A 25237-nucleotide genomic window follows, 5' to 3' on the forward strand; every position below is an offset into this window, starting at 1 on the left:
TCGGCCGCACGCGAGCGGCATAGGCCTCGGCCAGCATCAGCTCGACGGCGCCCTTGGCCTCGGCCAGCCGCTCGCGTGCGGCCGAGCCGGAGGCGTCGACGCAGACGATCGTGGTGGTCTCGGGTGCCCGCACGAGGCGGCGCACGCGCAGGTCCGCTTCCCGGACGCGAATCGGCTGCGGGCCCGGCCTCAGGCGCTGCCAGGGGGCGGCGGCGCGGAGCGTCGCCACGAGGTCGAGCCGGGCCCGGCGGGGATCGCCGGGCCGCGCGCCCGCCGGGTGGCCCCGGCGAGGATCGGGCGCCCCCGCGCCGAAGCGCCCGGCCCGCGCGGCGGGCGCCCGGGGCGCGGCACCCGTGAGTTTTGCGAGAAGGTCCGGCGGGATCGCCGCGCGGGCGGCGGCCAGGACGACGTCCTCCGGCGGGGCGCCGGTGGTGGATGTGTCCTCCGGCCCGTCCTCCGGCGGGCGCTCGGTCGCAGATCCGTCCTCGGACAGATCCTCGGGCGTGTCGGCCGCGTCCGCTGGCGCCTCCGGGACCGGCAGGCAGGTCGCCCGCGGCGCGAGGACGAGCTGGGCGGCCTCCGCCAGGGCCACCGCGTCCACCGCGCCCGTCCCGGCGATCCGGTGTGCGACCCGCAGGGCGAGGAGCGGGCCGCGCGGCGAGGCGATGCCGAGCGCGGCGGCGGCGGTGCAGAGGGCGGTGACGGGATCGGGCGCGCCTTCGCGGCCGCATGGCGGTGCTTGGCCACCCGCACCGACCGCCACCGCGCTCCCGCTCCCCGCAGAGGCAGGACGATCGCATCCGGCGATCTGGTTCTCTCCACCGTCATTCCGGGGCGCCCCAGGCGAGCCCGGAATCCGTGAACACCGCTCTTCCTCGTCCTGACGCTCCGGTGTCCCTGGATCCCGGCCTCCGCTTCGCGGCCCCGGGATGACGGCGCCGAAGCGGGAGGCGTCATACGCGACCGTCCTGTCCGCAGAGGGGGGCGGGAGAGTGTGCGGACCGTCCGCCCCGGATGCGGGACCGCGATCGCCTGAGGGGGACGCCCCCGCGCCCAGATCTCGCAGCCCGATCCCGTCGAGGTCGATCCGGAAGGCGAGGCGGTCGGCCAGCCCCTCCGGCACCGTCTCGTCCCCTGCCCCCTCGTCGAGGAGGACCAGCCCGATCCGGGCGGAGAGGCGGGCCCCGATCCCGTCGCGCTCGACCGTTACCGTGCCGGTGTCGAGCGCGGCCGCGAGGCGGGCGGCTGTGGCGGGGCTCATCCGCTCGGCCATCGGCACCACCAGCACGCCGCCATCGGCCTCCGCCAGCAGGCCGCGCCCGAGTACCGGCCGGCCGAGCGCCAGGGTGGCGGGCAGGTCGAGCCCGCCGATCAGCCGGTCGTCGCCGGTCCCCGGCGGCAGGCGGCGCAGGGGGCGGGGGGCGGCCTGACGGGCTTCGAGCGCGTCCCGCAGGGTATCGAGCCACCGTTCCCGCGCCGGCCCGGCGCCCGCCCGCACCACGACGCCGCCGAGTCCGTGCGGGTCGGCGGCCAGCAGCGCGGCGACCCGCAGGGCGGAGGTCCAAGCGGCTCGCGCATCCGTCCGGATTGCGGCTTCGGACGCCGGATGGGGCGCAGGTCCCCTCTCCCGCACGGGAGAGGGGGCGGGGTGCGGGTCCGGCGCGCATCCGGACGCCCCCTGCGCCGGCAGGGCAGGTGCATCGGGCCGTGGCGGGCGGGCGCTCACACCGAAAACACCTCGGCGACCGCTCGCGCGACCCGGGCGGTCGAGCCGGCCTCGTCCAGCGGGTTGCGGCGCAGGCGATGGCGCAGCGCCGCGGGGGCGACGCGTGCCAGATGGGCGTCGGCGACCGTTCCGGCGCCGTCGAGGGCGGCGAGCGCGCGGGCGGCGCGCATCAGGGTCAGCTCGCCGCGCAACCCGTCGGTGCCCAGCGCGAGGCAGAGGCGGGCGGCCTGCTCCAGGGCGGCGTCCGGCACCGCGACCGCGCCGAGCCGGGCGCGCGCCGCCAGGATCCTCTCGCGCGTCCCGCGCTCGGCGGCGGCGTGGGCGGCGTGGAAGCCGACCGGGTCGCGCTCGAAGGCGTCGCGGGCGCGCACGACCGCGACCCGGGTCGGGATGTCGGTGGGCGTCGCCACCTCGCAGGCCAGCCCGAACCGGTCGAGGAGCTGCGGGCGCAGCTCCCCCTCCTCCGGGTTGCCGGAGCCGACGAGGACGAAGCGGGCCGGATGGCGCAGCGACAGCCCCTCGCGCTCGACCGTGTTGACGCCCGACGCCGCCACGTCGAGCAAGAGATCCACGAGGTGGTCCTCCAAGAGGTTCACCTCGTCGATGTAGAGGAAGCCGCGGTTGGCCCGGGCCAGCAGTCCCGGCTCGAAGGCCCGCTCGCCGCGGGTGAGCGCCCGCTCCAGATCGAGCGCGCCGACGACCCGGTCCTCGGTGGCGCCGAGCGGCAGGTCCACCACCGGCACGGCCCGTGTCTCCGCCCGGCGCGGTGTGCCCTGCGCGCAATGCGGGCAGGCGGCGGCCGGCGCCTCCGGATCGCAGGCGTAGGGGCAGCCCGCGACCGCGCGCATCGGCGGCAGCAGGGCGGCGAGGGCCCGGATCGCGGTGGACTTGCCCGTGCCCCGGTCGCCCAGCACCAGCACGCCGCCGATCAGGGGATCGACCGCCGCGATCAGCAGCGCCTCGCGCATCGCGTCCTGGCCGACGATGGCCGAGAACGGGAAGGTGGGCGAGGGGGCAGGCGGCGGGGCCCCCGGCGCGGGAGCGGACTCGAAGGCGGTGTCCGGCTCGCCGTCCCGGTGCCGTGCGGTCACGCTGTCCATGGGCGTCGCTCCTGGTTCACCGCCAACTCTCCCTCCCCCTCTACGGGGGAGGGTTCGCGCGCTACTCCGCCGCGCGCCGCTCCACGCCCATCCGCCCCCACACGATCGACAGCGCCGCCACCAGATGCGCGATGTCGGCGTCCGTGTGCAGCGGCGAGGGGGTGATGCGCAGGCGCTCGGTGCCGCGCGCCACCGTCGGGTAGTTGATCGGCTGCACGTAGATCCGGAACTCGTCGAGCAGCGTGTCGGAGATCGCCTTGCAGAGCACGGGATCGCCGACCATCACCGGCACGATGTGGCTGTCGTTCGGCAGGACCGGGATGCCGGCCCGGGCGAGGGCGGAGCGGGTGCGGGCGACCCGGTCCTGATGGCGGGCGCGCTCGGCGCCGCTCGCCTTGAGGTGGCGGATGCTGGCCGCCGCCCCCGCCGCGACCGCCGGCGGCAGCGAGGTGGTGAAGATGAAGCCCGAACTGAAGCTGCGCACGAAGTCGCAGAGTTTGGCCGAGCCGGTGATGTAGCCGCCGTGCACGCCGAAGGCCTTGCCGAGCGTCCCCTCGATCACGTCGAGCCGGTCCGCGAGGCCGTCGCGCTCGGAGATGCCGCCGCCTCGCGCCCCGTAGAGGCCGACCGCGTGCACCTCGTCGAGATAGGTGAGTGCCCCGTGGGCTTGCGCCACGTCGCAGATCTCCGCGATCGGCGCGATGTCGCCGTCCATCGAGTAGACCGACTCGAAGGCCACGATCTTCGGCCGGGCCGGATCGACGAGGCGGAGCTTGGCGTCGAGGTCGGCCGGATCGTTGTGGCGGAAGATGTGGCGCTCCGCGCGCGAGGCCCGGATGCCCTCGATCATCGAGGCGTGGTTCTCGGAATCCGAGAACACCGCGCAGTGGGGCAGCCGCGAGGCCAGCGTGCCGAGCGCCGCCCAGTTCGAGACGTAGCCCGAGGTGAAGAGGAGCGCGGCCTCCTTGCCGTGGAGATCCGCGAGCTCGGCCTCCAGGAGCACGTGCGCGTGGTTGGTGCCCGAGATGTTGCGGGTGCCCCCGGCGCCGGCGCCGCAGCGGTCGATCGCGGCGTGCATGGCGGCGAGCACGTCCGGGTGCTGGCCCATGCCGAGGTAGTCGTTCGAGCACCAGACCGTGACGGGGCGCGTGCCCTCCGGGTGGTGGTGGGTCGCCCGCGGGAAGGCGCCGGCCCGCCGCTCCAGCTCGGTGAAGACGCGGTAGCGGCCCTCGCCGCGCAGGCCCGCGATCTCGGCGCCGAAGAAGGCTTCGTAGTCCATGGGCCGGCTCTCCCCGTCGGGTTGCTTGGTTGGTTGCCGTCTCGCCATCATGCCCCCTCCCCGGCCGCCCCGGGCCGCGGCGCGGCCTCCCGCGGCAGGCTCCAGCGCCAGAGCGCGGCCGCCGGCAGGGGCAGCATCAGGAACCAGTGCTCCAGCACCGCGAGCGCGGTGAGCGTCGCCACCAGCGCCAGCCCGGTGCGGCCCTGCGCGGTCTCGGCCCCGAGCGCCGCCGCCCCGAGCAGCACGGCGGCCGCCGTGCCGAGGCTGACCGAGAGCGGGAACAGCCCGTTCATCGCGCGCTGGCGCAGGTAGCAGGCGAGGTAGCCGAGATGCGCGGGCAGGAATTCGAGCTGGAGGTTGCGCACCCCCAGGAACAGGTTGAGCCGGGCCGAGGCGTTCATCAGCACCAGCACGGCGTAGGTCCAGAGCGCGACCCGGTTCGGCTCGCCCCAGACCAGGCAGAGGATCGCCAACCCCCCGGCCAGGATGGCGAATTCGTGCCAGAGGCTGGTGGCGAGCGCGGCCAGGAACCGGTCGAACCCCCGCAGGCCCGGCGCGCAGGCGGCGGGGCGCGGACCGGAGACGAAGCCCATGTAGTAGGCCATCTCCTGCCAGCCCCAGACCGCGAGCGCGCCCGCGAACCCTGCATAGGCCCCCGCCTCCGTGGCGTCGTCGGCGCACCGGCCGATCGTCCAGAGCGCGCCCGCCAGCACCAGCGTGGCGCCCCCCAGGCTCCAGGCGTGGCTGCGCCGGGGCAGGTGCTGCAGCGCCAGGATCAGCCCGGTGGAGAACCACCAGGCGACCAGCGCGAACACGACCGGGACCGCGAGCGCCAGCATGCTACCAGACCGGTTCGAGGCGGATGTCGGCGGGCATCGCGTTCTCGCGAACCGGCAGCATGTAGAGCCGCCCGAAGGTCGCGGCCGCGCGCGCCGCGTGCCAGCCCTGCGCCAGCCGGCCCATCAGCCCGCCGCGCGCCTTCGCGGCGTCGATGGCTTGCGCGCGGGCGAGCAGCCGGTCGAGCCCTGCCCGGAAGCGCGGGTCGTCGAGGTCGAGGAGCACCGGGAAGGTCTGGCGCGCGATCTCCTGGGTGATGCGGAAGACCCGGAAATCGTAGTCGGTCGGGTCGATGCCGAGCGCCGCGTGGAAGGCGGGGCGGTGATGGTCGCGCACGTACATCGTGGCGAAGACCGCGAGCAGGAAGAAGCGGATCCAGAGGCGGTTGCGCCCGCTCGTCAGCGTGGGGTTGGCGCGCATCAGGAGCGCGAAGGCCTCGCCGTGGCGGAACTCGTCGTTGCACCAGAGCTCGAACCACTTGAAGATCGGGTGGATGCGCCGGTCCGGGTGTCGCTCCAGGTGGCGGAAGATGGTGATGTAGCGCGCGTAGCCGATCTTCTCGGAGAGATACGTCGCGTAGAAGATGAACTTCGGCCGGAAGAACGTGTATTTCTTGGTCTTGGTCAGGAAGCCCAGGTCCACGCCGATGCCGAAGTCCTTCAGCGTGTCGTTGATGAAGCCGGCATGCCTGGCCTCGTCCCGGCTCATGAAGCCGAACAGCTCGCGGATGTCCTTGTTCTTGGCGCGCTTGCGCATCTCCGCGTAGAGCACGCAGCCCGAGAACTCGGCGGTGATCGACGAGACCAGGAAATCGAGGAACTCCTTTCTCAGCTCCGGGTCCATGTGCGCGAGGTCGCAGTCGAACTCTTCATTCCGGATGAAGTGGCGCTTGTTCGGGTCGGAGCGCAGTTCCGCAATCAGCACGTCCCACTGGGCGCGCACCGGCTCGACGTCGGTGCGGTCGAGCTCGGCGAAATCGGTGGTGTAGAAGCGGGGGCTGAGGAACGTCGTCTCCTGCGCGGAGCGGGTGGACGCGTTGACCGGAGTCTTCGGGACGGGATGGACGTGCGCGTTCACAGGCTCCTCCTCTCGGAAAAGCTCACCTCGTAGAGCTCGGTCAGCTCGAGATGGGCGATCAGCTTGGTCCAGGCGCGCTCCAGCCGCGAGGCGCGCGAGACGGTGGCGGAGCGGCGCACGACGAGGCGCTCGCCGTACGGCACGGAAGCGGGGGAATCGTGCACCGTCACCGCGTCGCCGGGCTCGATCTCGAAGCCGGCCTCCAGGGTGACGTGGGCGTGCAGGCTCTCGGGCGTCTGCTCGATCTCGACGGTGCAGGGCACCTCGACCTCGGTTCGGGTGAGCCAGCTCATCGGTGCGCCTCCTCTAGGATCCGCCCGAAGGCGGCGGCGTTGGTCGGGCCGAAGGCCTGGAGCGCGACGTGCCGGCCGGTCGCCGCGTCGTCGAGCACGAGGCGCCCGTCGGGGTAGCGCACGAGGCGGAATGGCTCTTGAGGTCCCAGCCCCTCGCGCTGGCGGGCCTGGGCGAGGCCGCGCAGCGTGCCGCGGATGAAGCCGTCCTCGCCGGGGCGGATGGTCGCCACGACGCGGGCGCTGCCGGCCTCGCGCAGCGCGATCGAGCCGTCCGCTCGGTCCTCGGCCCGGAAGGCGAGCGCGGCGGCGGGCGGGGTCTCGACCTCGGGCGGCGCGGCCACGGGCGGCCCCCGGCCGGCGAGCACGGCGAGGAGCGCGAAGGCCAGGAGGCCGCCGGCCCCGAGGAGCACAGGCCCCGGGCCGGAGCCCAGGATCTCGGAATGGGCGGGTGGCGCGCGCATCCGCCCTACTCCGCGGCGACGAGGCGGCCGGGGGCGGCCCGGTCACCGGCAGGTCCGATTGGATGCCGGCCGGGGCGCGCCACGATCACCGGTGCGAGGGCCGGACTGTCGCCGGGCGCCGCGCCCGCGCGGGCCTCCGTCAGCGCGCGGCCCAGGATCGCGGCGGCGGTGGCCGCTTCCGGCACGCTGCGCAGCATCGGCTCGGGCCGCGTCACCCGCCAGGGCCGGGCATGCGGCCAGAGCTGCAGGTAGGCGATGCGGGCGGCGGGTTTCAGCCGCAGCGGCAGGTCCCCGCTGCCGTCCCCGAACAGGCGGAGATCCGCGCTCTCCACCTGCCCGAAGGGCAGGTTGTAGGTGACGGGCAGCGCGATGCCGATCTGGAGCACGAGGCGCCGGTTCGTCACCGTGTAGAGCGTGGTGCGGTGGGCCGCAAAGGCCAGGGCCCCGAGCAGGGCGAGCGCCAGCCCCAGCACCCCGGCAAGCGCCGCCGCCGTGCCCGCAGGGTTTCCGGCGAGCGCGACGACGCCGATCCCGCAGGCCCCGAACCAGAGCCCGGCGAGCGGGGCGTGGAAGACGCGCAGCCAGAGGCCGCGGGTCGTCGGCGCGCCCTGCCAGAGGATGCGCTCGCCCGCGGGGAGCGGCCCAGGCAGGCCCCGGGGCGTGCCCTCGGGCAGGAAGTCGCAATGCGCGCTCACAGCAGCGGCTCCGCGCGGGCGGGCGTGGCGTAGAGCGTGCCGGCGCCGAAATAGGCCATGATCCGCTCCTCCTCGAGCAGCGTCACGGAATCCGGGTCCTTCGTGGTCGGGATGTCGGCGAACTGCTCCCCCAAGAGCGCCTCGGTGGTGACGTTGCGGCCGAAGAGCGGGCCGCGGCAGAAGGTGACGGGCATCAGCCGCCGGCCGCCCCCGGGCAACTCCACCTCGTAGTAGCGCACGAAGGACTCGCCCCGGTCGACCCAGAGATCGACCACCACGCCCGCGAGCCGGCGGTCGGCGCCCACCACCGTGAGGCCGATCGGGTTCGGTCCGTCCTCGTGCACCACGAAATGGTCGGCGACCCGCAGGGGCACGATGCGGTACTGCCCGTCCCAGGTGCGGTCGTGCTCGTCGTGGCGGGGGACCCAGGAGCCGGGGCCGACGCCGGCCCGCAGCGCGGTGTCGGTGCGCTCGTAGGGAGCGCCCGGCCAGGGCTCGACCTTGCGGGCCGGCACGTCCGTGTCGACGGCGACGTTGGTCTGCGGCGCCCACTGGGTGTGGCCGCTCGTGAGGCGGAACGCCTTCGGGCTCGGGATCAGGATCGGGTCGGGCGCCTTGAGGCGGCCGACCGCCTCGTTCTCCAGCGGGTAACCCTCGCGCCGGTCCTCACGGCGCAGGTAGAAGACCAGACCCGCGAAGAAGAACCAGAAGGCGTAGAGCACCACCTGCGCGACATCGAGGTAGCTGGTCAGTCCCCCGATCGGGACGGCGTTCGGCAGAGCGGTCGACATGGCGGCGTCCTCCCCTCTTCAGGCGGGTCGTTCGGCAAGGTTCTGGGTGAGGCGGTCCCGGCCGGGTGCCGAGGCTGCGTCCTGGCTGCGGACCAGGGGCCCGAGGGCGACGAGCGCGCCGAAGAGCAGCGCGATCTCGAGGTGGTAGACGATGAGGTAGCCGCTCGCCGGCCCCTCCAGCCCCGCGCCCAGCGCCCCGGAGCGGGCGAGCGCGCCCCCCGCGTCCCGCACGAGGCCGCCCGCCGCGATGGCGAGGCCGGCCGCGCTCGCCTGGGCGGCGCCCCAGGCGCCGAGCGCGAGGCCGGTCCCCTCGGGGCCGGCCGCGTTCATCGCGGCGGTCAGCGTGCCGTGGGCGAAGAGCCCGCCGCCGAGCCCGATCAGCGCGACGCCGGTGCCGAAGAGCCGCGCCGAATCGAGCGGGCTCGCGAAGGTGACGGCCGAGAAGGCCAGGATGCCGATGCCGCAGCCGGCCGCCGCGACGCGGAACGGGTCGCCCCCGCGGGCGAGCCAGCGCGCGGCGAGCCAGAGGCCGATTCCGCCGCCCGCCGCCAGGATCGCGGTGAGCGCCGTGGTGGCGGCGACCGAGAGGCGCAGGATCTCGCCCCCGTAGGGTTCGAGCAGCACGTCCTGCATCGAGAACCCGGCCGTGCCGAGCCCGATCGCCACGAGCCGCCGCCGCGCCCGGCCGGTCCCCGCGTAGCCGCGCCAGGATTCCGCGAAGGCCGGGCGCGCGAGCGATCGCGTGCGGGCGGGGTCGCGCGGCTCCTGCTTCCAGAGGGCGACGCCGTTGAGCACCATCGTCAGGAGGGCCGCGCCCTGGATCACCTGGATCAGCCGCACGGGCGAGAAGGTCGCGAGCACGAGCCCGAACAGCACGGCGCTCACCATCATGCCGGCGACGAGCGCCGCGCAGAGGAGCGCCACCACCCGCGGGCGGGCCTCGGCCGGCGCGAGGTCGGTGGCGAGCGCGAGGCCGGCGGTCTGGACGGTGTGGAGCCCGGCACCCACCAGCAGGAAGGCGAGCGCGGCGGCCGCGTCCCCGACCCAGAGCGGGCCGGTGGTGTCGCCCGACAGGATCAGCAGGGCGAAGGGCATGATGGCGAGGCCGCCGAACTGCAGCAGCGTGCCGAACCAGATGTAGGGCACCCGCCGCCAGCCCAGCACCGAGCGGTGCGTGTCCGAGCGGAACCCGACCAGCGCCCGCAAGGGCGCGAAGACGAGGGGCAACGCCAGCATCACGGCGACGACGGAGGCCTGGACCTTCAGCTCGACGATCATCACCCGGTTGAGCGTGCCGATGAGCAGCACCGCGGCCATGCCGACGGTGACCTGGAACAGCGCGAGCCGCAGGAGGCGGCCGAGGGGTAGCTCGGGCGTTGCCGCATCCGCGAAGGGCAGGATCGCGGGGGTCAGGCGCATCAGGGCGCGGGTGATTCTTTGGGCGGGGGCGCTCATCGCCCTCCTCCCATGAAACCCGCGCGCGCTCTCCCTCCCCCCTCTGCGGGGGAGGGTGGCCCCTGCGTTAGCAGGGGTCGGGAGAGGGGAGCGACGATGCTGGATGAGGCAAGGCCTTCACACAGGGCTGAGCCCTCCCCTGCATCGTCGCTCCCCTCTCCCCCCCTGCTTCGCAGGGTACCCTCCCCCGCAGAGGGGGGAGGGAGAGCGCGCGTCAGCGCGATCGCGTTGGAGAGGTAGAAACCGCTGTCGATCCGCCGCGTGCGCGCGAGCGTGAACCCGTCGAGCGCCGGCTCCCCGGCGATCCGCCGCCGCAGCGCCCGCTCGGTGATCGGCACGATGGCGGGCGCCCGGTCGGCCTTCGGGAAGAGCTTTCCGGCCGCGTGCATCAGCGTCAGCAGGGCGGTGCGCGGCGCCACCGTGAGGAGGAGCGAGCCCGCGGTGCGGGCGGCCAGGGCCCCGAGCGCCCGCACGATGTCGGCGGCGCCGTAGTGGATCAGCGAATCCATCGCCACGACGTGGTCGAAGCGCCCGAGCGCGGGATCCAGCATGTCGCCGACCCGGAAGTCGATGCGGCCGGGGCCGGGGATCTCCGGCAGGCGCTCGCGGGCGAGGCCGACCAGCGTCGGCGAGACGTCGACCGCCACCACCGCGGCGCCGCGGCGCGCCGCCGCCACGGCGAGCGCGCCGGTGCCGCAGCCGGCATCGAGCAGACGGGCGCCGGTGAGGTCGGCAGGCAGCCAGTCCAGCAGGTTGTCCCGCATGGCGTCGCGGCCCGCCCGCACCGTGGCGCGGATCCGGCTCACCGGGGCATCCGAGGTCAGCCGGGCCCAGGCGTCGGCCGCCGTGCGGTCGAAATAGGTGGTCAGCTCGCCCCGGCGGGCGTCGTAGGTGGTGCCGGCCATCAGTCGAACCCCAGGAACTCGAAGAGGTCGCGGTCCTTCATCGGCGCCGCCGCACAGGGCTCGACCCCGGCCCAGAGCGCCTCGGCCAGCCGCATGTACTCGTCGGTGACCGCGCGCAGTTCCGGCGTCTCCTCCATCTCGAACAGCGTCGCCTTCTTGAGGCGCGAGCGGCGCACCACGTCGAGGTCGGGGAAGTGCGCCAGCCTCGCCAAGCCGGTGGCCGCGTTGAAGCGGTCGATCTCGTCCGTGCCCGCCGAGCGGTTGGCGATGACGCCGCCGATGCGCACCCCGTAGTTCTTCGCCTTGGCCTGGATCGCCGCGACGATCCGGTTCATCGCGAAGATCGAGTCGAAGTCGTTGGCGGTCACGATCAGCCCGCGGTCGGCGTGCTGGAGCGGCGAGGCGAAGCCGCCGCAGACCACGTCGCCCAGCACGTCGAAGACCACCACGTCGGTGTCTTCGAGCAGGTGATGCTCCTTCAGGAGCTTCACGGTCTGGCCGACCACGTAGCCGCCGCAGCCGGTGCCGGCGGGCGGCCCCCCGGCCTCGACGCACATCACGCCGTTGTAGCCCGGCACCACGAAATCCTCGGGGCGCAGCTCCTCGGAGTGGAAGTTCACCGCCTCCAGCGCGTCGATGACGGTGGGGGCGAGGCGCTTCGTCAGCGTGAAGGTCGAGTCGTGCTTCGGGTCGCAGCCGATCTGGAGCACCCGTTTTCCCAGCTTCGAGAACGCCACCGAGAGGTTCGAGGAGGTGGTGGACTTGCCGATGCCGCCCTTGCCGTAGACGGCGAAGACCTTGGCGCCCTCGATCCTGAGGTTCGGGTCGAGCGCCACCTGGACGCTGCCCTCCTCCCGCCGCGCGACGGGGTTGCGGATCGCGATGTTCATGCGGCGACTCCCGGTGTGGCGCCCTCGAAGACCCCCTCCAGCCGGTCCTCCAGCTCCTCCTCGGCGCGCGCCAGCGCGTCGCGGGTGGCCGGGTCCGGCGTCCAGAAGCCGCGGCGGTGGGCCTCGATCAGGCGGCTCGCGACGCGGGCCGAGGCGGTGGGGTTAAGCTCGGAGAGGCGGGCGCGCATCGCGTCGTCGAGCACGAAGGTCTCGGTGATGCGCTGGTAGATCCAGGGCTGGACCGCGTTCGCGGTGGCCGACCAGCCGACCGTGTTGGTGAGCGTCGCTTCGATCTGGCGCACGCCCTCATAGCCGTGGCCGAGGAGGCCCTCGTACCATTTCGGGTTGAGCATGCGGGTGCGCGTCTCCAGCGCCACCTGCTCGGTGAGCGAGCGCACGCGGCCCTCCCCGCGGGTCTGGTCACTGATGTAGATCGGTACGGTCGCGCCTTTCGCGCGGGCCACCGCCCGCCCGACGCCGCCGAGCCCGTCGAAATAGTGGTCGACGGAGGTCACCCCGAGCTCGACCGAGTCGAGGTTCTGGTAGGCGAGATCGACCCGGGCCAGCACCGCCTGCATCAGGGCGCGCTGCGGCGCCGGGCGCCCCGAGCGGCCGTACGCGAAGCTCTTGCGGCGGCTGAACGCCTCGGTCAGCTCGGCCTCGTCGTCCCAGCGGCCGGACTCGACCAGCTGGTTGACGTTGGCGCCGTAGGCCCCCTCCGCGTTCGAGAAGACGCGGAGCGCCGCCGTCTCGAGGTCGCAGCCCTGCTCGGCCTGGATCGCCAGCGCGTGCTTGCGCACGAAGTTTTTTTCGATGGGCTCGTCGGCAGTTGCCGCGAGCCAGCTCGCTTCCGCCAGGAGCTTCGTCTGCAAGGGCAGGAGGTCGCGAAAAATGCCCGAGAGCGTGACCACCGCGTCGATGCGCGGGCGGCCGAGCTGCGCCAGAGGGATCAGCGTCGCGCCGGCGAGCCGTCCGTAGCCGTCGAAACGGGGCGCGGCGCCGACGAGGGCGAGCGCCTGCGCGATCGGGCCGCCCTCGCTCTTCAGGTTGTCGGTGCCCCAGAGCACCAGCGCGACGCTCTCGGGCCAGGGCTGCCCGTCCGCCCGGTGGCGGGCGAGCACGCGGGCGACCTGGGCGGCGCCGTCGGCCACCGCGAAGGCGGAGGGCAGGCGGCAGGGATCGAAGCCGTGGAGGTTGCGGCCCGTGGGCAGGATCGCCGGGTTGCGCAGGAGGTCGCCGCCCGGGACGGGCGCGACGAAGCGGCCGTCCAGGGCGCGGAGCAGCCCGGTCATCTCCTCGGAGGTGGCGAGCTGGCGGTTCAGCGCGGCCAGATCCGCGAAGGCGGCGCGCAGGGTCTCGCTCGGGGCGAGGCCCGCGCGGGCCAGCGCGGCCTCCGTCCCCTCCCCGGCCGCGAGTGCGGCGAGCGCCGCCCGCTCGGGTTTGAGCCCGTGCGAGGCTTCCGCCAGGGCGGCCAGGAGATCGACGCGCTCGGCCTCGCAAAAACCCTCGCCCAGCACGTGCAGGCCGTGCGGGATCAGGGTCTGCTCCAGCTCGTCGAGCGCGCCGCGCAGGGCCTCGACGGGGGCGTAGGCGCCCCCGCGGGCCGGGTCGCCGGCCCAGGCGGGCTCGGCCGGGACGAGGTCGAGGGCCGCGCCCTGGGCCTGGATCACCGCGGCGAGCGATGCCCGCTCGTGGGCGGATTCCGGCGGCAGGGCGCGCCAGCGCTCCAGGGCGGCGCGCAGGTCCACGAGGCCGCGGTAGAGCCCGGCCGCCGCGAGGCTCGGCGTCAGGTAGCTCACCAGCGTGGCGGCCGCGCGGCGCTTGGCGAGCGTGCCCTCCGAGGGGTTGTTGGCGGCGTAGAGGTAGATGTTGGGCGTGGCGCCGATCAGCCGCTCGGGCCAGCAGGCGGCCGTGAGCCCGGTCTGCTTGCCGGGCATGAATTCGAGCGCCCCGTGCGTGCCGAAATGCAGCAGCGCGTCGGCGCCGAAATCCTCGCGCAGCCAGCGGTAGAAGGCGGAGAAGGCGTGGGTCGGCGCGAAGCCCTGCTCGAACAGCAGCCGCATCGGGTCGCCCTCGTAGCCGAAGGCCGGCTGCACCCCGACGAAGACGTTGCCGAACCGCGCCCCGAGGACGAGGATCGCGCGGCCGTCGCTCTGGTGGCGGCCGGGGGCGGGCCCCCACTGCGCCTCGATCTCGGTGAGGTGCGGCTCGCGGGCGACGTGGTCGTCGGCCGTGATGCGGGCGTGGACGTTGGCCGGGGTGCCGTAGCGCTCCGCGTTCCCGCCGAGAATTTCTTGTCTCAGGGCGTCGGCGCTCTCGGGGATCTCGACGTCGTAGCCGTCCGCCCGCAGCGCCGTGAGCGTGTTGAGGAGCGAGGCGTAGACCGACAGGAAGGCGGCCGAGCCGGTGGCGCCCGCGTTCGGCGGGAAGTTGAACAGCACGATCCCGAGCTTGCGCTCCGCCTTCGGCCGACGCCGCAGGGCGACGAGCCGGGCGACGCGCTCGGCGAGCCGGGCGGCGCGCTCCGGATGCACCCGCATGTCGCGGGCGTTGTCGGCGCCCGACGCCGCGGAGCGGCCGCCGAACACCATCGGCGCGGTGGCGCCGTCGAGTTCGGGGATCGCCACCATCATGGTGGCCTCGACCGGCGAGAGGCCGCGCGCGCCGGCCTCCCACTGCTCGATCGTCTGGAACTCCAGCGCCTGGGCGGCGAGGTAGGGCACGTCGAGGCGGGCGAGCGTCGCCTCCGCCGCCGCCGCGTCGTTGTAGGCCGGACCGCCGACGAGCGAGAAGCCTGTGAGCGAGACCAGCGCGTCGATCGTGGGCCGCCCGCCCCGCTTGAAGAAGGCCTCCACCGCCGGGCGGTTGTCGAGCCCCGCCGCGAAGGCCGGCACCACGTCGAGACCGCGGGCCTCCAGCGCCGCGATCACCCCGTCGTAATGGGCGGTGTTCCCGGCCAGCACGTAGGAGCGCATCAGCAAGAGGCCGACGCGGCCGCGGGCGCCCACTTGGCGCGGCAGCGCGGCCGGGTCCTCGGTGATCCGCTGCGCCAGGCGCGGGTGGTAGAGCCCGGTCTCGGGGTAGTCGCGGGGCGCGGGCGCCGGGGCGAGGTCCCGCCAGCCGGCGCGGGGGCCGGCGGCGTAGCGCTGCACGAGGAAGCGGACGAGGGCCGCGACGTTCGCCTCGGAGCCCGCGAGCCAGTACTGCAGGGTGAGGAAATAGGCCCGCACGTCCTGGGCCGAGCCCGGGATGAAGCGCAGGATCTTCGGGAGCTTGCGCACCAGCGCCATCTGGCGGGCGGCGTTGCCCTCGGCGCCCGGCTTGCCGCGCAGGCGCTTCAGGAAATCCAGCGCGCTGCGCTTCGTGCCGCTCATGTCGAAGCGGTCGAGCTTCGTCGTGCGCACGATCTCGGCGGCCGAGAGGCAGCCCACCATCGCGTCGCAGTGCGGGCGGCGGGCGTTGAGCGCGGGGAGGATCGCCCGCACGTGCTCGTCGAGGAACAGCATCGCGCTGAGCACGATGTCGGCCTGCGCGATGTCGGCCTCGGCGCGCGCGATCCCGGCCGGGTCGGTCTCCCACTCGGCCGCCGCGTGGAAGGTCAGCTCCAGTCCCGGCATCTCGGCCCTGAGGCGCAGGCGCGCGCGCTCGACCGCGCTCGCCAGATGGTTGTCGAGCGTGACGATCACGACGCGGATGCCCGGCCGCCGGCCGGCATCCGCCGCGCTATCGGCTGAAATGCGCCTTGGCATCGTACAGGGTCTCGAGGGTGATGAGTGGGATCGCCCGCTCCCGGGCGAAGGTTTCCGTGTTGGTCCGCGCCTTGCCGCGGACGAAGAAGGGGATCTTTTTCAGTTCGCGCTCGGCGTCGGGGGCCCAGATGCTCGACGTGGTGGCCGTCGCCGCGGCCTTCCCTCCCCCCTCTGAGGGGGAGGCGACGACGGTCTCCGCCTGGGGGCTCGAACCGGAACGCGCCCCCTCTCCCTGAGGCCGGTGCGCCACGGCATGGCTCCCCAGATGCGACGGCGCCGCGTCGGCGTGGAACTCGCGGTCCTCGCGGAATAGCCCCAGCAGGTGCTCCTCCAGACCCATCATCAGCGGGTGGACGAGGGTGTCGAACAGGACGTTGGCGCCCTCGAACCCCATCAGGGGCGCGTGCCGGGCCGGATAATCCTGCACGTGGGCCGGAGCCGAGATCACCGCGCAGGGGATGCCGAGCCGCTTGGCGACGTGGCGCTCCATCTGGGTGCCGAGCACGAGGTCGGGCGCGGCCGCCTGGATCGCCGCCTCGACGTCGAGATAGTCGTCGGCGACGAGCGCCTCGATCCCGTGGTCTCGTGCCGCCGCCCGCACCTCGCGGGCGAACCCGCGCTCGTAGGTGCCGAGCCCGACCACCCGGAACCCGATCTCCCGGGCCGCGACCCGGGCCAGAGCCACCGCGTGGGCGGCGTCGCCGAAGACGAAGACGCGCTTGTCGGTGAGGTAGGTCGAATCGACCGAGCGGGCGTACCAGGGCAGGCGCGAATCGGGCGCGTCGAGGGCCGGGGCCGAATCGACACCGGCGAGTGCCGCCACGGCGGCGATGAAATCCTTGGTGGCGCCGACGCCGATCGGCGGGATCTCGCAGAAGGGCTGGCCCAGCGCCCGCTCCAGGTACTGCGCCGCCGCCCGCCCGATCTCCGGGTAGAGCACCACGTTGAAGGCGGCGTCAGGCAGGCGGCCGAGATCGGCGGGGCTCGCACCCAGCGGCGCCACCACGTTCACCCGGAGCCCGAGGGCGTCGAGGATGCGCCGCACCTCCACGAGGTCGTCGCGATGGCGAAAACCGAGCGCGGTCGGGCCCAGGATGTTGCAGAGCCGCCGGTCCGCCGCACGCTCCCGCCGCGCGCCCGAGAGCGCCCGCACGAGGCGGTAGAGGGTCTCGGAGGCGCCCCAGTTCTCCTTCTTCTGGTAGGCGGGCAGCTCCAGCCCGATCACCGGTACCGGCAGGTCCAGCGCCCGGGCGAGGCCGCCCGGATCGTCCTGGATCAGCTCGGCGGTGCAGGAGGCGCCGACGATGATCGCCTCCGGCCGGAAGCGGTCGTAGGCGTCGGCCACCGCCTGTTTGAACAGGGCGGCGGTGTCGCGCCCGAGATCCTCGGCCCGGAAGGTGGTGTAGGTCACGGGCGGGCGCCGGTCCCGCCGCTCGATCATGGTGAAGAGCAGGTCGGCGTATGTGTCGCCCTGGGGCGCGTGCAGCACGTAGTGCAGGCCGCGCATCGCGGTGGCGACCCGCATCGCGCCGATATGGGGCGGTCCCTCGTAGGTCCAGAGCGTGAGCTGCATCCTAGACCTCCAGCCGCTCGCGCCGCCTTAAGGGGCGGGCGAACAGTTCGGCGAGGTCGCCCGCCTGCTCGTAGCCCTGGACGGGGGTGAACAGGAGCTCGATCGACCACTTGGTGGCCAGCCCCTCCGCCTCGAGCGGGTTGGCGAGCCCCAGCCCGCAGACCGTGAGATCGGGCCGCGCCACGCGGGCCCGGTCCATCTGGTCGTCGAGGCTCTGGCCCTCGACCACGCGGGTGCCCGCGGGGAGCGCCGCGATCTCGTGGGCCAGATGACCCCGGTGCAGGTAGGGCGTGCCGACCTCGACGATCGCGGCGCCGAGTTCGCCCGACAGGAAGCGGGCGAGCGGCACTTCGAGCTGGGAATCGGGGAAGAAGAACACCCGGCGGCCGGCAAGGCGCGCCCGGTGGGGCGCGAGCGCCGTCGCGGCCCGGCGCCGGCCCGGTGCGGTCACGGCCTCGAAGTGCTCGGAAGAGACCCCGAAGGCGTCGGCCGCCGCCCTGAGCCAGCCGGTGGTGCCGGCCTCGCCGAGCGGGAACGGGGCCGGGAGGTGGCGCAGGCCGCGCGCCTCCAGCGCCCGGGCGGTGCCGGCCAGGAACGGCTGGGCCAGCAGGAAGGGCTGGCCGGGGGCGAGCGCGGGCATCGCCCCGGCGCTGCGCCCCGGCAGGAAGCGGACCGGGATGCCGAGATCGGCGAAGAGGCGCCCGAACTGGTCCTCGACCACGTCGCCGAGCGCGCCCGCGACCAAGAGCCCGGCCTCGCCCGGAGCGGCCTCGGCCAACTCCGGCACCAGGGCGGCGAGGCAGGCATCCTCGCCCTCCGTGAAGGTGGTCTCGATGCCCGACCCCGAGTAGCTCAGCACCCGCACGGGCGCGAGGCGGCGCGAGAGGCGCAGGGCCGCCCGGCTCAGATCCAGCTTGATCACCTCGGACGGGCAGGAGCCGACGAGGAACAGCAGCCGGATGTCGGGTCGCCGGGCGATCAGCCGCTCGACCACCCGGTCGAGCTCGTCCTCGGCGTCGGCGAGGCCGGCGAGATCGCGCTCGTCGAGGATCGCGGTGGCGAAGCGCGGCTCGGCGAAGATCATCACGCCGGCCGCCGACTGGATCAGGTGCGCGCAGGTGCGCGAGCCGACCACGAGGAAGAAGGCGTCCTGGATCTTGCGGTGCAGCCAGACGATACCGGTGAGGCCGCAGAACACCGCCCGCTGGCCGCGCTCGCGCGCAAAGTCGATGCCGCAGCTCTCCGGGCGGACGGGCGCATTCACGGCCGGCCTCCCGCGATCTCGAGCCGCGCCGCGCGCAGCTTCAGCAGGAACTGGGCCGCGTTGACCACGTAGGCGGCGTAGGCGGCGAGCGCGAGGCCGAGGAGCGGCTCCGGCGCCAGCCAGCCGCCGACGAGCCCGGCGAGGTAGGCGGTGTGCAGCGCCAGAACCAGCATGCTCACCGCGTCCTCCCAGAAGAAGGCCGGGGCGAACAGGTAGCGCCCGAACACCGCCTTCTCCCAGATCGAGCCGGTGACCATGATGGCGTAGAGGACGCCCGTCTTGACCACGACCGAGAGGTTGGCGGCCCACAGGCCCTCGCCCGTGGCCAGCGTGCGCAGCACCAGGACGAGGCTCACGAGGAAGACCCCGAACTGGAGCGGGGCCAGCACCCCCTGCACCAGCGTCCAGGGCGTCCTGTCCCGGCGCAGGCGCTCGTCCCGCGTGTAGAGCGGTGTCGTCGGCCGGCTTGGACCCATCGCGTCCACCCCTGTCCGCCTCCGGACCCGTCGAGGGGTCCGAACGGGATGAGCCTAGGCCCCCGCTCTCACGGGTGTCAAGCTAGCTTTACGTAATCGCATTGTGACAGTGATGGCCGCCTAAAAGCCGCATCTTTTTTTAAGTTAGACCATTGCCAGGCGGCCGGATCGGGGTATCGTCAGGCTTCGACCGCTTCGCGCGGCCGCAGAACAAGACTCCCGTGGGGAGCACGCCACCACGGAGGCCCGGCCCCGGGCACCGTCCGCCGCGAGGCCGGCCCCGCGCCTTTCCCGGAACGCCCGCCAGCCGGGCGGATCCCGCTGCTCCTGACGGTTGAGCCGCGGGTAACCCGACGAGACGCCCAGCCGCCCGAGCGGTCCGTTCGATGCGCGATCAGGGAGGCCGCTGATGAGCGAGGCACGGTGTTTCCGCCGGCATCCGACCCAGAGCGATCTGTCCCCTAGCGATCTGTCCTTGGGCGACCCGTTCGGCTGCACCGTGCTGGAGGCGTCGCCGGGCGACGAGCGGTTCTCCGGGGTCCGCGCGCGCCTCGACCGCCCCGGCGCCCTGGCCCGGCTCATCGAGGGCGAGATCCTGCCGCGCCTGATGCTGGTCCACGCCGAGCCCCTGCCCGCGCCTCCGCGGGCGGTGCGGCGGCCGAGCCCCGACGAGGTCGCCCGCTTCGCCGACCTGCTCCTCGCGCCCCCGCGCGCGGAGGGTGACGACCCCCGGCCCGCCGTGGAGGTGCTGCTCGCCCGGGGGCTCCCGCTGGAGAGCCTGCTCGGCGACCTGCTCGCCCCGGCCGCGCGCCATCTCGGCGCGCTCTGGGAGGAGGATGCCTGCGATTTCCTGGCGGTGACGGCGGGGCTCGGCCGGCTCCAGGCCGTCGCCCGGATGCTCTGCGCGCGCCTGGAGGGCGAGCCGCCCCTGCGCGGGCGCAGCGTGCTGCTCCTGCCCTGCCCCGGCGAGACCCACCTCTTCGGGCTCGCCCTCGTGGCGAGCGCCTTCCGCGAGGCGGGCTGGGCGGTCGAGACCGCCGAGGCGGGCGCGGGCGCGGCCACCCTCGCCCGGGATTTCCACGACGTCGTCGGCCTGACGCTGGCCTGCGACGTGAACGCGCCGGCGCTCGCGCCGGCGATCGCCACCCTGCGGTCCGCGTCCTGCAACCCGGAGTTGCGGGTCCTCGTCGGCGGCGCCTACGTGGCACGTCACCCCGAGTGCGCCGCCGCCGCCGGGGCCGATGCCGGCCTGTGCGCGGCCGCGGCCGCGCCGGCTCTTGCCGAATCCTTGCTTGAAATGCGGGCGCGAGCCTGTTGAAAGGACCCTTCCGGCCCATCAGACATGGTGCCCATCAGCCGTGGTGACCGTGAGCGCACCTGCCCGTCCTGCCCCGCACGCGCCCCAGCCCGTGCCCGTCGCGGCCCTGCCGCTTCCGGCCGGCCTCCTCGACGGCGAGGCGGCGGGGCTCATCGTCGCGGCGGGCAGCGACCTCTCCCTGGTTGTGGACGCCGACGGGGTGATCCGCGAGGCGGCCTCCGGGGGCGAGGATCCGGGGCCCGGCACCGTGGCGGCCTGGCGCGGCCGGCCCTTCAGCGACACCGTCACGGTCGAGAGCCGCCCGAAGGTCGAGGCCCTTCTGCGCGAGGCGCGGGCCGACGCGGTGACCCGCTGGCGCCAGGTGAACCATCCGAGCCCCGAGGGGCCCGACCTGCCGGTGCGCTACGCGGCCCTGCGGCCGAAGGCGGGCGGGCCGGTGATCCTGGTCGGGCGCAACCTGCGGGCAGTGGCGGCCCTGCAGCACCGGCTGGCCGAGGCCCAGCAGGCGCTGGAGCGCGACTACGACCGCCAGCGCGCCGCCGAGACCCGCTACCGGCTGCTGTTCCAGCTCACGGGTGAGCCGGTGCTGGTGGTCGATGCCGGCACCCGCCGGATCGCCGAGGTGAACCCGGCCGCCGCCCGCCTGTTCGGTCGGCAGCCGAAGCGCCTTGCCGGGCTCGACGCGGTCGACCTGTTCGAGGCCGGCAGCGCGCGGGCGGTCGAGACCCTGTTCGCCACCCTGCGGGTCGCGGGCGAGGCCGCCGACATCCCGGCCCGGCTCGCCCACGGGCGCGGGGCCACCACGGTCTCGGCCTCCCTGTTCCGGGGCGAGAGCGCCACCAGCGTGCTGCTGCGCCTTGCGGTGCCGGCGGAGGGCGAGGCGGCCCAGGGGCTCGCCGCCCACGCGGCCGAGGTGCTGCGCGCCATGCCGGAGGGCTTCGTCGTCACGGATGCCGGGCGCCGGGTGCTCGCCGCCAACACCGCCTTCCTGGAACTCTCCCAGCTCGCCACCGAGGAGCAGGCCCGCGGCCAGCCCCTGGACGCTTGGCTCGGCCACGACGAGACCGAGGCGCAGGCGCTCTTCGCGACCCTGCGCGACCACGGCTCGGTGCGCCGCTTCAGCACGGTGCTGCGCGGCCAGTACGGCTCGGTGGAGGATGTCGAGGTGGCGGCCGTCGCGGTGCCGGGCCAGGGCTGCCTCGGCTTCTCCTTCCGCGCCGGCCCGCGCCGGGCCGCCTCGCCCGTCGGCACCGCCCTGCCCCGCTCGGTCGAGCAGATGACCGAGCTCGTCGGCCGCGTCTCGATGAAGACCCTGGTGCGCGAGACCACCGACCTGATCGAGAAGCTCTGCATCGAGGCGGCCTTGCGCATCACCCGCGACAACCGCGCCTCGGCCGCCGAGATGCTCGGCCTCAGCCGCCAGGGCCTCTACGCCAAGATGCGCCGCTACGGCATCGGCGACCTCGACGGGCCGGACGAGGCCTGAGCGGGGTTCGGCGGGGTTCGGGCGGGCTGCCCCGGCGGGGGCGGCGCGCGCCGGTTCGGGCGCCGTGAATACGGAATTCAGCATACAATCCGCGGTCTAATCCCGAAGTATTCGTGCGCTGCAGCAGGCGCCACGGCGTCGCGGTTGCAAGCCGCAGTGTAAATTCAACTTGACACCTCGCCCGTCCCGAACCTAGCCTTCCCTCATGGCCACGCCAGCTCCGAGCGCAGTCGTCGAGCTTCTCAAACCGCTCACGTGGTTCGCGCCGATGTGGGCCTTCGCCTGCGGCGTGGTCTCGTCGGGCGTGCCGGCCGCCGGGCAGTGGCCGGTGATCGCGGCGGGTGTGCTGCTCGCCGGCCCCCTCGTCTGCGCCACCAGCCAGGCCGCCAACGACTGGTTCGACCGCGAGGTCGACGCCATCAACGAGCCCGGCCGGCCGATCCCCTCGGGGCGGGTGCCGGGGCGCTGGGGGCTCTGGCTCGCCGCCGCCTGGACGGCGCTCTCGCTGGCGGTCGCGGCGGCGCTCGGGCCCTGGATCCTGGCGGCGGCGGCCTTCGGGCTGATCCTGGCCTGGATCTACTCGGCGCCCCCCGTGCGGCTGAAGCGCAACGGCTGGTGGGGCAACGCCGCCGTGGCGCTCTGCTACGAGGGCCTGCCCTGGTTCACCGGCGCCGCCGTGATGGCCGCCGCCCTGCCCGACCGGCGCGTGCTGGCGCTCGCCCTGCTCTACTCGGTGGGCGCGCACGGCATCATGACGCTCAACGACTTCAAGTCGGTCGCGGGCGACCGGCGCACCGGCATCGCCTCGCTGCCCGTGCAACTGGGACCGGCGCGCGCCGCCCGCCTCGCCTGCTGGGTGATGGCGCTGCCGCAGGTCGCGGTGGTCGCGCTGCTCGCCGCCTGGGACCGGCCCTGGTACGCGGTTCTCGTGGCGGCGCTGCTCGCCGGGCAGGCTGCCCTGATGGTGCGCTTCCTCGCCGATCCGCGCGGGCGGGCCGCGTGGTACAATGGCACCGGCACCACCCTCTACGTGCTCGGCATGCTGGCCGCGGCGCTGGCGCTGCGCCCGCTCCTGCAGGGGGGCGCGTGATGGCCGCCCCTGGATTTTCCTGGACCCAGATCGTCCGCCTCGGTCTCGTCCAGACCGCGCTCGGCGCCGTCGTGGTGCTGATCACCTCGACGATCAACCGGGTGATGGTGGTGGAGCTGGCGCTGCCCGCCCTGGTGCCGGGCTTGCTGCTCGGCCTGCACTACGGCGTGCAGTGCTTGCGCCCGCGCTGGGGCTACGGCTCCGACCGGCACGGGCGGCGCACGCCCTGGATCGTCGGCGGCATGGCCGCTCTCTGCCTCGGCGGCTTCGGCACCGCCTGCGCCACGGCGCTCGCGGCGAGCCACCTCGCGGCGGGCCTCGCGCTGGCGGTCCTCGCGTTCCTCACGGTCGGCATGGGCGCGGGCGCGGCCGGCACCTCGCTCCTCGTGCTCCTGTCGAGCGGCGTCGCGGAGGCGCGGCGCGGGGCGGCGGCCACGATCGTCTGGGTGATGATGATCGCGGGCTTCGCGGTCACCGCGCCGCTCGCCGGCCACTTCCTCGACCCGTTCTCCGGGGCGCGGCTGATGGCGGTCTCCGGCACGGTCTCGGTGCTGGCCTTCGCGGTGGCCTGCCTCGCGGTCGCGGGCGTCGAGCGGCGCGGCGTCGCGCCGGCTGCCGCCGTCCAGAAGGCCCCCTTCGGCCACGTGCTCGCCCGCGTCCTGGCCGAGCCGGAGGCGCGCCGCTTCACGCTCTTCATCTTCGTCTCGATGCTGGCCTACAGCGCCCAGGAGCTGATCCTGGAGCCCTATGCGGGCCTCGCCTTCGCGATGACGCCGGGCGCCACCACGAAGCTCTCCGGGCTGCAGCACGGCGGCGTGCTCCTCGGCATGCTGGGGGTCGCCGCGGTCACCGCCGGGATCGGCGGGCCGGTCCTCGGCTCGCTGCGGCTCTGGACCGTGGCAGGCTGCCTCGGCTCCGGGCTGTCGCTGCTCGCCATCGCGGCGGCGGCCTCGGCCGGACCGGGCTTCCCCCTGCGCGGCGCGGTCTTCGCGCTGGGCGTCGCCAACGGCGTCTACGCGGTCGCGGCGATCGGCACGATGATGGGGCTCGCCGGCGCGGGCGATCCGGCCGAGCGCGGCACCCGCATGGGCGTCTGGGGCGCGGCGCAGGGCGTGGCCTTCGGCGCGGGCGGCTTCCTCGGCACGCTCTGCGTCGACCTCGCGCGGCTCGTCGTCGACGAGCCGGCCCGCGCCTACGCGGCTGTCTTCACGGCCGAGGCCGTCCTGTTCGGGCTCTCGGCCGTCATTGCCCTGCGGCTCGCCGCCCCCTCGGCGGCGTCCGCCCCTCGCCGCGAGAACGCGCTTGCGGGCGTGGCGCGCCTCTCCCTCGGTTCCGGATTCGAAGCGAGATAGCCATGCCCGCGCCCGCCTCCGCCCTGCCCGCCACCCTTGAGACCTTCGACGTCGTGGTGGTGGGCGGCGGGCCGGCCGGCGCGACCGCGGCGACGGATCTCGCCCGGGCGGGCCGGCGGGTGCTGCTCCTCGACCGGGCGGGGCGCATCAAGCCCTGCGGCGGCGCGATCCCGCCCCGGCTGATCCGAGACTTCGCGATCCCCGATCACCTCCTCGTCGCCCGCATCCGCTCGGCCCGCATGGTGGCGCCCTCGGGGAAACAGGTCGACATGCCGGTCGGCGAGGGCTTCGTCGGCATGGTCGACCGCGAGCATTTCGACCCCTGGCTCAGGGAGCGGGCTCGGGCCGCCGGGGCCGAGCGGCGCGACGCCACCTTCACCCGCATCACCCGTGAGGCGCCGGGCCTCGCCACGGTGCATTTTCGCGATTGCGCGGGGGCCGAGGCCGTGGTGCGGGCGCGCCTCATCGTCGGCGCCGACGGGGCGAGCTCGGCGGTCGGTCGGGCCGAGGTGCCGGGCCACGCCGCGATGCGCCAAGTCTTCGCCTACCACGAGATCGTGCGCCGGCCCGATCCCGCCACCACGGCTGCCGACACCGAGCCGACGCGCTGCGACGTCTACTACCAGGGCCGGCTCTCGCCGGACTTCTACGCCTGGATCTTCCCGCACGGCGACACGATCAGCGTCGGCACGGGCAGCGCCCGCAAGGGCTTCTCGCTGCGCGGCGCGGTGCGGACGCTGCTCGCCGAATCCGGGCTCGCGCAGGGCGCCACCGTGCGCCGCGAGGGCGCGCCGCTGCCCCTGAAGCCGCTGCGGCGCTGGGACAACGGACGCGACGTCCTGCTCACCGGGGACGCGGCCGGCATCGTCGCGCCGGCCTCCGGCGAGGGCATCTACTACGCGATGCTCGGCGGCCGGCTGGCCGCCGAGGCGGCCCAGGCCTTCCTCGTCACGGGGGACGTGCGCGCCCTCAAGACCGCGCGGGCCCGCTTCATGCGCCTGCACGGGCGCGTCTTCTGGATCCTGCGGCTGATGCAGGCGGTCTGGTACCGCAACGATCCCCTGCGGGAGCGCTTCGTCTCGATCTGTCGCGACGCGGATGTGCAGCAGCTCACCTGGGACGCCTACATGAACAAGGAGCTCGTTCGGAAGAAGCCCGTGGCGCATGTGCGGATCTTCCTGAAGGACCTCGCCCACCTGTTCCGCTGGGTCTCACCGTGAGCGCGGTGCTGGTGGCCGGCGCCGCCGCCCTTCTGGTCGGGTTCGCGGGGGGCCTCGCGACGCGCACCGACGCGTGGTACCGCGCCCTGCGCCAGCCGGCCTGGAAGCCGCCGGACTGGGCCTTCGGGCCGATCTGGGCGACGATCCTGGCGCTCGCGGCGGGCGCCGCGGCGCTCGGCTGGGCCGTGGCGGGGCTCGCG

At 74.4% G+C, this 25237-nt stretch carries 22 protein-coding genes; 6 read left to right on the plus strand and 16 right to left on the minus strand.

Translation table 11 applies throughout. The annotated features are described in order from the left end of the window. The 16 genes from MFF54_RS18875 to bchF all read right to left on the minus strand — a co-directional run. A partial coding sequence (locus tag MFF54_RS18875; RefSeq protein WP_373321199.1) for a hypothetical protein occupies nt 1-1633 on the minus strand: 1633 nt, incomplete at its 3' end. An 89-nt stretch (nt 1634-1722) separates the two neighbouring features. Then, a complete protein-coding gene (gene bchI, locus MFF54_RS18880) occupies nt 1723-2826 on the minus strand; it encodes a magnesium chelatase ATPase subunit I (protein WP_283206295.1) in 1104 nt (367 codons plus the stop codon). A 61-nt stretch (nt 2827-2887) separates the two neighbouring features. Further along, on the minus strand, nt 2888-4105 hold the full coding sequence (hemA, locus tag MFF54_RS18885) for a 5-aminolevulinate synthase (RefSeq protein ID WP_238304360.1): 1218 nt from the start codon (nt 4103-4105) through the stop codon (nt 2888-2890). Nucleotides 4106-4152: 47 nt separating this feature from the next. Beyond that, complete coding sequence (gene puhE, locus MFF54_RS18890) at nt 4153-4944, minus strand: putative photosynthetic complex assembly protein PuhE (protein WP_238304361.1); 792 nt, start codon at nt 4942-4944, stop codon at nt 4153-4155. A 1-nt stretch (nt 4945) separates the two neighbouring features. Continuing rightward, nucleotides 4946-6019 (minus strand): magnesium-protoporphyrin IX monomethyl ester (oxidative) cyclase, encoded by a 1074-nt coding sequence (gene acsF, locus MFF54_RS18895; protein WP_238304362.1) that lies wholly within the window; start codon nt 6017-6019, stop codon nt 4946-4948. Continuing rightward, complete coding sequence (locus MFF54_RS18900) at nt 6016-6312, minus strand: O2-dependent cyclase accessory protein (protein ID WP_238304363.1); 297 nt, start codon at nt 6310-6312, stop codon at nt 6016-6018. Before MFF54_RS18900 ends, acsF begins: the two co-directional genes overlap by 4 nt. Then, complete coding sequence (gene puhC / locus MFF54_RS18905) at nt 6309-6773, minus strand: photosynthetic complex assembly protein PuhC (RefSeq protein WP_238304364.1); 465 nt, start codon at nt 6771-6773, stop codon at nt 6309-6311. Before puhC ends, MFF54_RS18900 begins: the two co-directional genes overlap by 4 nt. A gap of 5 nt (nt 6774-6778) precedes the next feature. Then, nucleotides 6779-7468, minus strand: coding sequence for a photosynthetic complex putative assembly protein PuhB (gene puhB, locus MFF54_RS18910; protein WP_238304365.1), 690 nt, complete (start codon nt 7466-7468; stop codon nt 6779-6781). Further along, complete coding sequence (gene puhA, locus MFF54_RS18915) at nt 7465-8259, minus strand: photosynthetic reaction center subunit H (protein WP_238304366.1); 795 nt, start codon at nt 8257-8259, stop codon at nt 7465-7467. The genes puhB and puhA overlap by 4 nt, the downstream gene beginning before the upstream one ends. Nucleotides 8260-8277: 18 nt before the next feature. Continuing rightward, complete coding sequence (locus MFF54_RS18920; protein ID WP_238304367.1) at nt 8278-9714, minus strand: BCD family MFS transporter; 1437 nt, start codon at nt 9712-9714, stop codon at nt 8278-8280. Next, on the minus strand, nt 9711-10619 hold the full coding sequence (gene bchM, locus MFF54_RS18925; RefSeq protein WP_238304368.1) for a magnesium protoporphyrin IX methyltransferase: 909 nt from the start codon (nt 10617-10619) through the stop codon (nt 9711-9713). The genes MFF54_RS18920 and bchM overlap by 4 nt, the downstream gene beginning before the upstream one ends. Further along, entirely contained in the window at nt 10619-11509 is an 891-nt protein-coding gene (gene bchL, locus MFF54_RS18930) for a ferredoxin:protochlorophyllide reductase (ATP-dependent) iron-sulfur ATP-binding protein (protein WP_238304369.1), read from the minus strand. Before bchL ends, bchM begins: the two co-directional genes overlap by 1 nt. Next, nucleotides 11506-15258, minus strand: coding sequence for a magnesium chelatase subunit H (locus MFF54_RS18935; RefSeq protein WP_238304370.1), 3753 nt, complete (start codon nt 15256-15258; stop codon nt 11506-11508). The genes bchL and MFF54_RS18935 overlap by 4 nt, the downstream gene beginning before the upstream one ends. Further along, nucleotides 15233-16831 carry a ferredoxin:protochlorophyllide reductase (ATP-dependent) subunit B gene (gene bchB / locus MFF54_RS18940; protein ID WP_238304371.1) on the minus strand — a complete coding sequence of 533 codons (1599 nt, stop codon included), beginning with the start codon at nt 16829-16831 and terminating at the stop codon, nt 15233-15235. The genes MFF54_RS18935 and bchB overlap by 26 nt, the downstream gene beginning before the upstream one ends. Nucleotide 16832: 1 nt before the next feature. Then, the gene (locus MFF54_RS18945; RefSeq protein WP_238304372.1) at nt 16833-18095 is read right to left on the minus strand and encodes a ferredoxin:protochlorophyllide reductase (ATP-dependent) subunit N; all 1263 of its coding nucleotides are present in this window, start codon (nt 18093-18095) and stop codon (nt 16833-16835) included. Continuing rightward, nucleotides 18092-18571 carry a 2-vinyl bacteriochlorophyllide hydratase gene (gene bchF, locus MFF54_RS18950; protein WP_238304381.1) on the minus strand — a complete coding sequence of 160 codons (480 nt, stop codon included), beginning with the start codon at nt 18569-18571 and terminating at the stop codon, nt 18092-18094. The genes MFF54_RS18945 and bchF overlap by 4 nt, the downstream gene beginning before the upstream one ends. Before the next feature lie 475 nt (nt 18572-19046). On the opposite strand from bchF, the gene MFF54_RS18955 reads away from it, so the two are divergent. The 6 genes from MFF54_RS18955 to MFF54_RS18980 form a co-directional block, all read left to right on the plus strand. Further along, on the plus strand, nt 19047-19889 hold the full coding sequence (locus tag MFF54_RS18955; RefSeq protein ID WP_238304373.1) for a cobalamin B12-binding domain-containing protein: 843 nt from the start codon (nt 19047-19049) through the stop codon (nt 19887-19889). A gap of 40 nt (nt 19890-19929) precedes the next feature. Continuing rightward, nucleotides 19930-21375: a transcriptional regulator PpsR gene (gene ppsR / locus MFF54_RS18960; RefSeq protein ID WP_238304374.1), complete on the plus strand. Its 1446-nt coding sequence runs from the start codon at nt 19930-19932 to the stop codon at nt 21373-21375. A 205-nt stretch (nt 21376-21580) separates the two neighbouring features. Continuing rightward, nucleotides 21581-22465, plus strand: coding sequence for a chlorophyll synthase ChlG (gene chlG / locus MFF54_RS18965; protein ID WP_238304375.1), 885 nt, complete (start codon nt 21581-21583; stop codon nt 22463-22465). Continuing rightward, nucleotides 22465-23817: a BCD family MFS transporter gene (locus tag MFF54_RS18970; RefSeq protein WP_238304376.1), complete on the plus strand. Its 1353-nt coding sequence runs from the start codon at nt 22465-22467 to the stop codon at nt 23815-23817. Before chlG ends, MFF54_RS18970 begins: the two co-directional genes overlap by 1 nt. A gap of 2 nt (nt 23818-23819) precedes the next feature. Further along, on the plus strand, nt 23820-25037 hold the full coding sequence (locus MFF54_RS18975) for a geranylgeranyl diphosphate reductase (protein ID WP_238304377.1): 1218 nt from the start codon (nt 23820-23822) through the stop codon (nt 25035-25037). Beyond that, the coding region (locus MFF54_RS18980; protein WP_238304378.1) for a tryptophan-rich sensory protein at nt 25034-25237 on the plus strand (204 nt) is incomplete at its 3' end. The genes MFF54_RS18975 and MFF54_RS18980, both read left to right, overlap by 4 nt.

Origin of the sequence: Methylobacterium gregans, assembly GCF_022179245.1 — a bacterium.
Lineage (GTDB): Bacteria > Pseudomonadota > Alphaproteobacteria > Rhizobiales > Beijerinckiaceae > Methylobacterium > Methylobacterium gregans.

What these genes read in the sequence shown, in the direction of transcription:
- puhA (WP_238304366.1), bottom strand. Translation starts at nt 8,259, where the DNA reads ATGTCGACCGCTCTGCCGAACGCCGTCCCGATCGGGGGACTGACCAGC.
- MFF54_RS18970 (WP_238304376.1), top strand. Translation starts at nt 22,465, where the DNA reads ATGGCCGCCCCTGGATTTTCCTGGACCCAGATCGTCCGCCTCGGTCTC.
- puhC (WP_238304364.1), bottom strand. Translation starts at nt 6,773, where the DNA reads ATGCGCGCGCCACCCGCCCATTCCGAGATCCTGGGCTCCGGCCCGGGG.
- bchL (WP_238304369.1), bottom strand. Translation starts at nt 11,509, where the DNA reads ATGAACATCGCGATCCGCAACCCCGTCGCGCGGCGGGAGGAGGGCAGC.
- MFF54_RS18975 (WP_238304377.1), top strand. Translation starts at nt 23,820, where the DNA reads ATGCCCGCGCCCGCCTCCGCCCTGCCCGCCACCCTTGAGACCTTCGAC.
- hemA (WP_238304360.1), bottom strand. Translation starts at nt 4,105, where the DNA reads ATGGACTACGAAGCCTTCTTCGGCGCCGAGATCGCGGGCCTGCGCGGC.
- bchB (WP_238304371.1), bottom strand. Translation starts at nt 16,831, where the DNA reads ATGCAGCTCACGCTCTGGACCTACGAGGGACCGCCCCATATCGGCGCG.
- bchM (WP_238304368.1), bottom strand. Translation starts at nt 10,619, where the DNA reads ATGGCCGGCACCACCTACGACGCCCGCCGGGGCGAGCTGACCACCTAT.
- puhE (WP_238304361.1), bottom strand. Translation starts at nt 4,944, where the DNA reads ATGCTGGCGCTCGCGGTCCCGGTCGTGTTCGCGCTGGTCGCCTGGTGG.
- bchI (WP_283206295.1), bottom strand. Translation starts at nt 2,826, where the DNA reads ATGGACAGCGTGACCGCACGGCACCGGGACGGCGAGCCGGACACCGCC.
- chlG (WP_238304375.1), top strand. Translation starts at nt 21,581, where the DNA reads ATGGCCACGCCAGCTCCGAGCGCAGTCGTCGAGCTTCTCAAACCGCTC.
- MFF54_RS18900 (WP_238304363.1), bottom strand. Translation starts at nt 6,312, where the DNA reads ATGAGCTGGCTCACCCGAACCGAGGTCGAGGTGCCCTGCACCGTCGAG.
- MFF54_RS18935 (WP_238304370.1), bottom strand. Translation starts at nt 15,258, where the DNA reads ATGCCAAGGCGCATTTCAGCCGATAGCGCGGCGGATGCCGGCCGGCGG.
- bchF (WP_238304381.1), bottom strand. Translation starts at nt 18,571, where the DNA reads ATGGGTCCAAGCCGGCCGACGACACCGCTCTACACGCGGGACGAGCGC.
- MFF54_RS18920 (WP_238304367.1), bottom strand. Translation starts at nt 9,714, where the DNA reads ATGAGCGCCCCCGCCCAAAGAATCACCCGCGCCCTGATGCGCCTGACC.